Raw genomic sequence first — 9,671 nt, 5'->3', positions numbered from 1 at the left:
TGATTTCAGCTTGTGGCTCGCTACGCTTGGCGGTAACTACCTGCGACTGGACTTTCACCAGCTAGATAAATGCCATGCCTGGCACACATAAAAAAGGAAACCATTTCTAATCGAATGGTTTCCTTTTTTTAGGCTTTTGCTCTTTTTTGTTTAAGGCGTAAATAAAGAACAATAACTGCGCCCATAAATAGCGAAAATAAGGGTGCAGAAAAAAATGTCAACAAAATTAAAATACCAGCAGCAACTTTTGTTTTAGCATCCATTTTACCTTAGGGCTCCTCCTTGATAGTGTTTTTATGGTAACTCTAGCTTTGCTCAATGTTATTGTAACGAGTTTTACCGAACTATATTGATTTTATTAGGAATTCTTAGGAAATTATCATTTTTATAAGACTTTTTTTATTTAAATTTAACGTACTTCGAATTTGTCCTAACTTTGCTTAATTTCTAGGGTTTCTTCACTAATTTAACCCTAGTTTTCTTAATTTCTAGCGTTACTTTCCTAATTCAACTCTAGTTTTTAGGATTCCTTTTTTGTTCTTCCTCTAATTCTTTGTTTTCCAGGGATAAAAATGAAAGGACCCAATATTATTTTTAACTAGTTACTCCGGTAAGAGTAAAACTATAAAAAAATTAACTGATAAACAAAGTGATAATAAAAAAAGCGACTGGAAAATGAAAAGACCAATTTCCAGTCGCTCTTATCGAGACTAATACTATTTTTTCTAGTTAGCTCCAAATTAACGGTTGTGTTGTTCAACTTCCAAACCATGTTCTTCCAAGTAATGGCTAAATGGTTGTAGTTCTTCAGCTTCATAGCGTGATTTGAATTCGTCTACTTCATTTTTTGAGAAGAAGTATGGATCTAATTTCAATTCTTCTACTGGAAGTGGACGTTCTTCTGTAATTTTAGCATCGATTAATACAACGCGTCCTGCTTCTTCATCAGCTTTTGCTTTTGCAAAAACATCTTCTAATTGTGAAATTTCGGTAACTGTATAACCTACAGCTCCTTGCGCTTTAGCAATTGCTGCAAAGTCTACATCTGTTATATCAACACCGTAGTAGTTATCGTTTGTGTCTTCTTGTTCATCACGAATAAAACCAAAACGCTCGTTGGTAAATATTACATGAATAGAAGGTAGATTGTACTTCACAGCTGTAACAACATCTTGCATTGCCATAGAAAAGCCACCGTCACCAGATAAGTTCCAAACCTGACGGTTAGGTTGTCCTAATTTAGCTGCCAAAGCACCTGGTAAACCATTACCCATAGTGGCGAATACTTCAGAAGTACGCCATAAGTTTTTCGGTGTCATGTGTAAGTGACGAATAGAAGTTTGTGTAGTATTACCTACGTCAATTGAGTAAGCAGCATTTTCTTTGGATACATCATTAATTGCTTTAAATACTTGATAAAGTTGTAAAGGTCCAGAAGTTTTATTTTCTAATTTTTGCATATAAGCCTTCCAGTTTGCAGCATTATCAATATTTGCTTGATACCAACCATTATCTTCTTTTTCGTCAATCTTATCTGTAATGGCTCTAATAGCAGTAGCAGCATCACCAAGGATTGCAACGTCAGCAAAATGACGTTTACCTAGTTTTTGTTGGTCAATATCAACTTGGATAAACTTGTCCACATGATCAAATTTGCCTGTTATTTCAGCAAATGGGAAATTACTACCAGCAAAAAGGACCGCGTCTGCTTCTTCAAAAGCTTCATTTGCTGGTTTCCAACCTACACGGTGAGCAGAACCCAAAAGTGCATCAAATTCATAGTTGTAATCGTCAAAGTTAATTCCTGTGATAGCAACAGGTGCTTTAATTTTACGACTTAATGCAATAACGTCTTCTGAATGACCACGTGTACCTTTCCCAGCATAAATCACTGGACGTTTAGCGTTGGATAAAGCTTCGACTGCTGCATCGATATCTGTTTCATTTAACCCAAGTTCAGGGAAATCGCGGTAGTCTTCAGCAGATGAATAACGAGTTGCTGTGTCTAATTGTTCCCAACCAAAATCAACTGGAACTTCAACAGCAGCTACACCTTTATTTGCAATTGCTGCGCGAATACCTTCATCAAGCACTTTAGGCAATTGTTCAGGATAAGCCACACGACGATTATACACTGCTACATCATTAAATAATGGATTTTGGTTCATTTCTTGGAAAGCATCCATGTTAGATTCTCTGAGTGCACGTTGACCCAAAATAGCTAATACTGGAACATGGTCAAATTTTGCGTCATATAAACCGTTGTACAAATGAGTTGCGCCAGGTCCGGCAGAGCCAATACAAACACCTAATTTGTCGTTGAATTTAGCGTACATTGCTGCACCTTGCGCTCCTGTTTCTTCATGACGAACTTGAATAAAGTTAATATTGTCTTGTTCCTTTTCAAGTGCATCCATCAAAGAATTTAATGAGCCTGCAGGAATACCGAAGACGTCATTTACGCCCCACTCTTCGAGTACTTTGAGTCCTGCTACCCATCCATCTATTTTTTGATTAGTCATAATAACCTTTTTTTCTCCTTTCAAATATACGTAGTTCAACTATTATGGTAATATGTACAAAACAATATTGCAAAGAAACTGTTTATACTTGCTTTTTCTTTACATAAAAGTATCTCATTTTTTATTGTTTCCACTAAAAATAGTATAACAAACGCCATAAGAAACTGCCTCTGTTAACTAGCATCGGTCAATCTAGTTAATAGAATAGCTTTCTTTTTTGTATTTGTCTACATTACCTTCGTAGATTTTACACTTAATGGGCTAACAATTGCAACAAAAAAATTCCTGATATTTTGTTTTTTAACAAAACGTCAGGATACTTCTTGTTTAAGAGCCATGTTCCTCCTAGTCATTAGCTATTAACTAATGCCGCTACAAATTCTTCTAACCGGAGCTTATCTTTATCTTCTGCATCATTTTCAATTTTTACGACCTCATGTCCTCGCTTAGCCCCTGCTTCGCTAAATAAACGATCAAACTCCTCAGCTGCAACACAGAAAAAGTCAGGATATAAGTCACTGTCACCACTTCCGACAACGCCATAAATTTTTCCTGAAAGATCGCGGTCAGGTAAATCATCGTAAAAATCTTCTAAATCAAAAGGTAATTCTCCTTCATCATAAGTATAAGTCGCTAGAACACAAATGTCTGCATTATCAAAGAAGTCTTCTTCAGCATCTTCTGCTTCTGATCGCTCAACTTCTATATCTAATTGAATCAATTGCTCTTCTAAAATCTCCGAAATTTCTTCTGTATTTCCAGTCATACTTGCATATATAATTTTTGCCAATGTCATATATTGACACCTTCTCCCTTATAAAACCTCTATTACGCTTAAACCAAGTTAACTATATCACAAAAGTATTAAAATTCAATAGAGATTTTTACAAAAAGCAAAAACTTAGTAAGAAAGAACTCTTTCTTACTAAGTCTTAAAACATTAACCAACTGAACCTTCCATGCTCATATTGATCAGTTGGTTCATTTCTACTGCATATTCCATCGGTAGTTCTTTGGTAATGGGGTCCATAAATCCATTGATAATCATCGCTGTAGCGTCTTCTTCACTAATACCACGTGACATTAAGTAAAATAATTGGTCCTCAGAAATTTTGGATACACTAGCTTCATGTTCTAAAGCAACATTATTATTTAAAATTTCATTATAAGGAATCGTATCAGAAGTAGATTCGTCATCCATTAAAATCGTATCACATTCAATATGGGATTTAGATCCCGTGCTATCACGACCAAACGAAACTTGCCCACGGTAATCAGTTTTTCCACCGCCTTTTGCCACTGATTTGGAAATTAATGTACTGGAAGTATTTGAAGCGTTGTGATACACTTTACAACCCGCATCTAAGTGTTGGCCATAATTAGCAAAAGCCATTGACAATACGGAAGTTTTAGAATGAGGGCCTTTTAAAATACTACATGGGTATTTCATATTTACCTTACTCCCAAGATTACCATCAATCCATTCCAAAGTTCCGTTTTCTTCTACCGTGCCTCTTTCAGTAACCAGATTATACACATTATCTGACCAGTTCTGAATAGTCGTATAACGGAAAAAAGCATATTTTTTCACAACGATTTCAACGCTAGCTGCGTGGAGGCTATTTGCTGAATAGTTTGGCGCCGTACATCCTTCAATATATTGGATAGAAGCTCCTTCATCGACAATAATTAACGATCGCTCAAATTGGCCTGCATTTTCACCATTAATTCGAAAATACGTTTGAACTGGAATCTCGCACTGAACACCTTTAGGAACATATATAAATGTGCCTCCCGACCAAACTGCCCCATTTAATGCGGTAAACTTATGTTCAGAATTAGAAATCACACTAGCAAAATACTCTTTGACTAGTTCTGGATATTTTTGCAAGGCAGTATCCGTATCAGTAAAAATCACACCTTGTTTGGCAAACTCTTCTTTCATATTATGATAAACCACCTCAGATTCATACTGCGCAGCTGCTCCTGCTAGGTATTTACGTTCGGCTTGAGGAATGCCTAAGCGTTCAAAAGTGTTTTTTATTTTATCTGGTACATCATCCCAATTGTTCGTATTTTTTTCACTAGAACGTTGAAAATAAATCACATCATCAAAATTAATCTCGGATAAATCCGGTCCCCAATCGGGCAAAGGAATCTTATGAAATAGCTCTAATGAATGCAATCGATAATCAAGCATCCATTGCGGTTCTTTTTTTAAACGAGACATTTCTCGTACAGTTTCTTCAGTTAACCCACTACCGCTAGAATAAACAGGGGTAACATCATCATGAAAACCATATTCATAGTCCCTACTTTTAGTTTCTACTGTCAATTTTGTAGCCCCTCTCATTAATATTACAGTTTCTTTATTTACTACGCCTTGTTTTATATTTCACTAAATTCATTTTCAATTATAACATAGTTCCTAAGCCTATGAACAACGAATATACAACTATTCGTTTTCTTTTGGTGCAATGGCAAAGGCTCGTACGTTAAATCCAGGTGCTGCTTTGATCTTCGGAGTTCCAATTATAATTACGGCTCCCTTAGCCGGAACTTCAGCTAAATTATTCATCACTTCAACTTGGTATTTATCGTTTGATAACCAATATAATTCACCGAGTAGATGACCATTTTTAGCCTCTTCTACCGCTGGATCGGTATCTAACGTTTCATGACCGACTGCTTTTACGTCTCGTTTTTCATGTAAAAATTTTAATGCTTCCACAGACCACCCAGGAGTATGAGCTTGCCCATTTTCATCTAAATTGTAATAACTTTCCGGATTACTCCAGCGTTTAGACCAACCACTAGAAAAAGCCACAAAACTATCAGACGGAATTTCCCCATATTCTTTTTCAAAAACTAAAATATCATCTACTGTCAGCATATAATCATGATCAGACTCCACTTCTTTTTCTTTATGAATAACAAATAACGGTAGAACAAAGCCTTCAATCTCCAATGCTTCTAGTGACCTTTTCCCCTCAGAAAAATGGACCGGTGCATCAATATGTGTCCCGTATTGCGTAGCTAAAGCATACTCTTTGGCAAAAAAGCCATCAGCTTGAACTGTATATAGCGTTTTCTCTGTAATTGGTTTAAAAGCTTGGAAATAAGGCATTTCCGGTGTCACTGTATGCGTTAAATCGATCCAATCCTGCTTCTTTAAATAATGAATACTTTCAGTCACTTTGCTCATTGGCTCACCCTCTTTTTTATTAACCGTTTTAACAACGATAATATTGCTAAGATTTTAGCATAGTTAGATAACTATGCAAAGTAATAAAGAAGCTAACGCAAAAAAGCTATGACATTAACATCACAGCTTTTTTACATACAAATAGTTGTTCTTAAAATTTATTCCTTATAATAAGTCTTACCCGTAGTTTCTTTATAATCTTTCATCATCGTTTGCCAAGATTTCTCAATATTTTCTGTTAAACCGAATAATCCACTTCGGCCTACGATATAAATGTCTGGTCCAGCTTTATCGATCTTAGCAAAAGATTTTCGATTCGATGAACCGTCCATTTCAATCAAGTATTGATAATTATTTTTATTTCTTAATTCTCTTAACTGAACAATTTTTTCTAAACTTGAATCAATAAATTTTTGACCCGCAAATCCAGGATCAACGGTCATTATAGTCACTTTATCTAACAAAGAAATATAAGGAAATATTGTGTCAACTGATGTTTCTGGATTTAACACAATACCTGCTTTTAATCCTGCTTCATGGATTTGATCAATTAAACGAAAAGCTAAACCGTCCAATACTTCTGCGTGAATACAAATCCATTCACATTTTATATCTACTAATTGTTGGACCCAAAAACTTGGATCTGTCACCATCAAATGGGCAGACATAGGAATATCGCTTATTTTTCGAATCTCTTCAATAAACCATGGAGATAAAGAAATATTAGGTACATAATGACCATCCATGATGTCGATATGATAAGAATCTACATGTTTATTTAAAAAGCGGACTTCTTCCTTAAATTTGTCCAGATTCATGGTCATTAATGATGGTGAAAATTGTACATTGTTCATGTGTAGTCCTTCTTTCTCAAACTTAGGAGATTTGAATATCATTCAAATCAATGTCTTCTTCTTCAACTTCTTTTTGCGCTTCAAGGTCTTCAGGAGAAAGTTTCCTTTTAATAACTACCAACACTAAAGCTGTAACTACAATGTTTGCAAGTAATGCCAAAATACCCGCCATAGGTCTTGACATCGTTGGTAGCATTAATACGCCGCCAAAAGGTACAGTCGAATCCGCACCTAAAGTCATAGAAACTGCACCACCAGCGGCCCCTCCTATTGCACTTGCTATTACACTGCGAATAATGTCGTTCATCGCTAGCGGAATAACACCTTCGACAACATTTACGACTCCCATAGGAACAGTAGATTTCAACGTTTCAACCTCAGTCGGTGTGTAAATTTGTTTGTTAATGACTTTACCAAAAAGATGAGCTAAACCAAAACCAATGGGCGTAGCAGTATTAACTAGTTGCAGAGCAGTAATCGGTTCGTTAATACCTTCAGCTTGCAAAGTCAAGACAAAAGCAAAAACCGTTTTATTAATCGGTCCTCCATAGTCAACTGCACTTAAAAGACCTACTACTATACCAAATACAAGAATGGATGAAGAATTTAAACTATTTAATACGCCTGTTAACCAAGTAGTAAATGCAGAAATCGGTGTGCCGATAACATAGACCATAATTAATCCGCTTACTAGTGCACTTAAAAAGGGGATCACTAAGGTTGGCATTAACCCTTTAGCCCATTCTGGTACTTTTAAAAATTTCACGATTAAAATAGTCATGTATCCTGCAATAAAGCCTCCTAATAAGCCACCAATAAAACCAGCTTCAATGGCGTTAGCTGTGAGGCCTACAATAAATCCAGGTGCAATTCCTACTTTTTCAGCAATTGAGTAAGAAATACCCGTGGAAATAACAACTGGTAGTAGTCCTAATGTAGTTCCTCCGAGCGTTGCAAGTACATCCCAAATGCTAAAATTTCCCGTTAAATCTGCCGGATTTTCTCCTCCCATGGCTGAACCAATGGCAACTAAAAATCCTGCTCCACAAACGATCGGTATCAAATACGAGATCGCCGTTAATAGGTGCCCTTTTAGATTTAAACGCCTGATTGTTTCCATATAGAATTTCCTCCTTCACTATTGAGCAAAACTAGCAATCACTTCATCAGCCGTGTTGGCTGCTAATAAATTTTGTACGACTTTTTCGTTCCCTAACTTTTTAGCAAAAAGAGCTAACAATTTTAGATGTTGCTCTGCTCCTTCATTGCTATCTCCCACAGCGAATAATACAATGACTTTGACTCCGTGCTCATCGATCGATTCCCAAGGGATCTCTTGTTTATTAATAAAAATCGCTACACCTACCTTATCTACAACAGAACTTTTCCCATGGGGAATGGCAATATAATTGCCAATCCCTGTCTTTCCTTCTTTTTCACGATTATAAATATCTTGGGCAAATGCTTTTTCTTCTGAAATATAATCATTTGTTTTTAACGAAGCAACAATATGCTCGATAGCTTCTTCCTTTGTCGCAACATTCAGATTTGTTTCAATAATGTTTTTATCTAAGATTTCGCTAATTTCCATTTTTGCAACCCCTACTTATTTTTTTGATCTTCTTTTACAACCTCTTCAGCTTTTTGAATTAATTTGTTCGGTGATTTTATAGCCACCTCAGTTGGTACTTGGAGTACACGCTTACTCTCAAACCTTTCACGATCGCTAATTTTGACATCAATTGCTAAGATAACTACATCTGCTTCTTGAATTTGTTCCGGACTTAGGGCATTTTCTACGCCAATCGTGTCACTGGTTTCAATGTGTACTTCATGACCTGCTTTTTTTCCTGCTTCTTCTAACTTTTCTTGTGCAATATACGTATGAGCAATCCCTACTGTACATGCTGCTACTCCAACTATTTTCATTAAAATCATCTCCTTAATTATTATATTCATTTCCTAATTTCATTAATTCATCTAAATACTTGTCATCTGCTAATTTTCGAGTAAATGCTGCTATTTCTTGTTTTACAGGCCTTTCTTCTTCGGCTTTTAATAAAATAACTATGACTAATTTGACGTTGTTTATCTCTGAATTCCAGCCTTTTACTTCTGGGTTTAAAGAAAGAAGGAGTACTTTACTTTGAGTAAAAGAAGGGCTTTCAAAATGAGGGAGTAAAATCCCAGGAGCAATTTCTATGCTTCCTTGTTCTTCCCGTTTTAACAATTGCTCTTTAAATTCCATTGCAGGGATACCTACTAACCGACTACTTTCTTTTCCTAAAAACGTCAAAACTTCATCTTTGGAAGAAAAACTCTTTTTTGGGTAAACATTGAATCGTTGGCTATTCATCATGATTGATCTCCTCAATTTTCTGTTGAATCCTTCTCTGATCATCAGCAGTTAACATAGCACTTACCAATAACGAGTTAACAGGTAATGATTGTTTTAACTTAATTGTGCTTAAGACTAATTCAGTCGCTGGATAATTTTTAAGAAATTGGTCTAAGTTTTTAGTTGCTACAACGTTCATAACATCTAATTCCGGAAATTTCTTTTCAATCTTCGCTTTTAATAGTTCTGAAGTTCCAACTCCTGTAGTACACACAATTAACGTTTTAATTGGTAGCTGGTAAGTTTTCAGTACTCTGGCAAAATAGAGTGTAATAAATCCATTTTCATCTTCATTAATCAAGGGCAAATGATACTGTTGACTTATTGTTTTAGAAACACTATCTACCCTGAATGATTTATAAAACTTTGTGGATAACTCATTCGACCGCCCCACGAAGTGCCATTTATGTTATTTTCTATTTTTGTCGCCGCTTTTTAATAAAGAATAGGAAAGGACGATTGAACTAGGTTAAAAAAAGATAAAGTTCTTCCTAGAAAATGAAAGACAAGCTTTTTATAGAGCTTAAAATGGCGAAAGTAAACTAGAGATTCAATCGCTGAATGCGTGTAAGAACTTCCCAAAAAAGCGTGTTGTAAACATTCGTACTTGATAAGCGAATTTGAATTTGACGTGCGTGTTCTGTGACTTTTCCTGCAATATGAAATAGTTGAAAACGGATCGTGTCAATCAC

The 9,671-nt window shown here is 35.7% G+C and carries 11 protein-coding genes and 1 pseudogene; all 12 read right to left on the bottom strand.

Annotated features, from left to right (window positions below):
• Positions 1 to 128: 128 nt before the first annotated feature.
• Positions 129 to 263 (bottom strand): hypothetical protein, encoded by a 135-nt coding sequence (locus tag G577_RS12585; protein ID WP_280453850.1) that lies wholly within the window; start codon positions 261 to 263, stop codon positions 129 to 131.
• Between the two features lie 477 nt (positions 264 to 740).
• Complete coding sequence (gene spxB, locus G577_RS0109275; RefSeq protein ID WP_028790960.1) at positions 741 to 2,522, bottom strand: pyruvate oxidase; 1,782 nt, start codon at positions 2,520 to 2,522, stop codon at positions 741 to 743.
• 352 nt (positions 2,523 to 2,874) lie between these two features.
• Entirely contained in the window at positions 2,875 to 3,318 is a 444-nt protein-coding gene (locus tag G577_RS0109270; protein WP_028790959.1) for a flavodoxin, read from the bottom strand.
• Between the two features lie 144 nt (positions 3,319 to 3,462).
• Positions 3,463 to 4,875 carry a Fe-S cluster assembly protein SufB gene (gene sufB / locus G577_RS0109265; protein WP_028790958.1) on the bottom strand — a complete coding sequence of 471 codons (1,413 nt, stop codon included), beginning with the start codon at positions 4,873 to 4,875 and terminating at the stop codon, positions 3,463 to 3,465.
• Positions 4,876 to 4,977: 102 nt separating this feature from the next.
• Positions 4,978 to 5,727: a cyclase family protein gene (locus tag G577_RS0109260; protein WP_028790957.1), complete on the bottom strand. Its 750-nt coding sequence runs from the start codon at positions 5,725 to 5,727 to the stop codon at positions 4,978 to 4,980.
• A gap of 158 nt (positions 5,728 to 5,885) precedes the next feature.
• Positions 5,886 to 6,581, bottom strand: a complete 696-nt coding sequence (alsE, locus tag G577_RS0109255; protein ID WP_028790956.1) for a D-allulose 6-phosphate 3-epimerase — start codon at positions 6,579 to 6,581, stop codon at positions 5,886 to 5,888.
• Positions 6,582 to 6,603: 22 nt separating this feature from the next.
• Positions 6,604 to 7,701 carry a PTS fructose transporter subunit IIC gene (locus tag G577_RS0109250; protein WP_028790955.1) on the bottom strand — a complete coding sequence of 366 codons (1,098 nt, stop codon included), beginning with the start codon at positions 7,699 to 7,701 and terminating at the stop codon, positions 6,604 to 6,606.
• Between the two features lie 18 nt (positions 7,702 to 7,719).
• Positions 7,720 to 8,172 (bottom strand): PTS sugar transporter subunit IIA, encoded by a 453-nt coding sequence (locus G577_RS0109245; RefSeq protein WP_028790954.1) that lies wholly within the window; start codon positions 8,170 to 8,172, stop codon positions 7,720 to 7,722.
• Between the two features lie 11 nt (positions 8,173 to 8,183).
• On the bottom strand, positions 8,184 to 8,510 hold the full coding sequence (locus tag G577_RS0109240; protein ID WP_028790953.1) for a PTS fructose transporter subunit IIB: 327 nt from the start codon (positions 8,508 to 8,510) through the stop codon (positions 8,184 to 8,186).
• A 13-nt stretch (positions 8,511 to 8,523) separates the two neighbouring features.
• The gene (locus G577_RS11430) at positions 8,524 to 8,940 is read right to left on the bottom strand and encodes a PTS sugar transporter subunit IIA (protein ID WP_051176768.1); all 417 of its coding nucleotides are present in this window, start codon (positions 8,938 to 8,940) and stop codon (positions 8,524 to 8,526) included.
• Positions 8,930 to 9,328, bottom strand: a pseudogene (locus G577_RS0109230) (BglG family transcription antiterminator); the annotation flags it as partial. The gene G577_RS11430 and the pseudogene G577_RS0109230, both read right to left, overlap by 11 nt.
• 193 nt (positions 9,329 to 9,521) lie before the next feature.
• On the bottom strand, positions 9,522 to 9,671 hold a 150-nt coding region (locus G577_RS11895; protein ID WP_211219232.1), incomplete at its 5' end, for a transposase.

This window comes from Tetragenococcus muriaticus DSM 15685 (assembly GCF_000423785.1).
GTDB classification, from domain to species: Bacteria; Bacillota; Bacilli; order Lactobacillales; family Enterococcaceae; genus Tetragenococcus; species Tetragenococcus muriaticus.
This window is presented reverse-complemented; position numbering and strand designations above follow the sequence as displayed.

What these genes read in the sequence shown, in the direction of transcription:
- G577_RS12585 (WP_280453850.1), bottom strand. Translation starts at nt 263, where the DNA reads ATGGATGCTAAAACAAAAGTTGCTGCTGGTATTTTAATTTTGTTGACA.
- spxB (WP_028790960.1), bottom strand. Translation starts at nt 2,522, where the DNA reads ATGACTAATCAAAAAATAGATGGATGGGTAGCAGGACTCAAAGTACTC.
- G577_RS0109270 (WP_028790959.1), bottom strand. Translation starts at nt 3,318, where the DNA reads ATGACATTGGCAAAAATTATATATGCAAGTATGACTGGAAATACAGAA.
- sufB (WP_028790958.1), bottom strand. Translation starts at nt 4,875, where the DNA reads ATGAGAGGGGCTACAAAATTGACAGTAGAAACTAAAAGTAGGGACTAT.
- G577_RS0109260 (WP_028790957.1), bottom strand. Translation starts at nt 5,727, where the DNA reads ATGAGCAAAGTGACTGAAAGTATTCATTATTTAAAGAAGCAGGATTGG.
- alsE (WP_028790956.1), bottom strand. Translation starts at nt 6,581, where the DNA reads ATGAACAATGTACAATTTTCACCATCATTAATGACCATGAATCTGGAC.
- G577_RS0109250 (WP_028790955.1), bottom strand. Translation starts at nt 7,701, where the DNA reads ATGGAAACAATCAGGCGTTTAAATCTAAAAGGGCACCTATTAACGGCG.
- G577_RS0109245 (WP_028790954.1), bottom strand. Translation starts at nt 8,172, where the DNA reads ATGGAAATTAGCGAAATCTTAGATAAAAACATTATTGAAACAAATCTG.
- G577_RS0109240 (WP_028790953.1), bottom strand. Translation starts at nt 8,510, where the DNA reads ATGAAAATAGTTGGAGTAGCAGCATGTACAGTAGGGATTGCTCATACG.
- G577_RS11430 (WP_051176768.1), bottom strand. Translation starts at nt 8,940, where the DNA reads ATGATGAATAGCCAACGATTCAATGTTTACCCAAAAAAGAGTTTTTCT.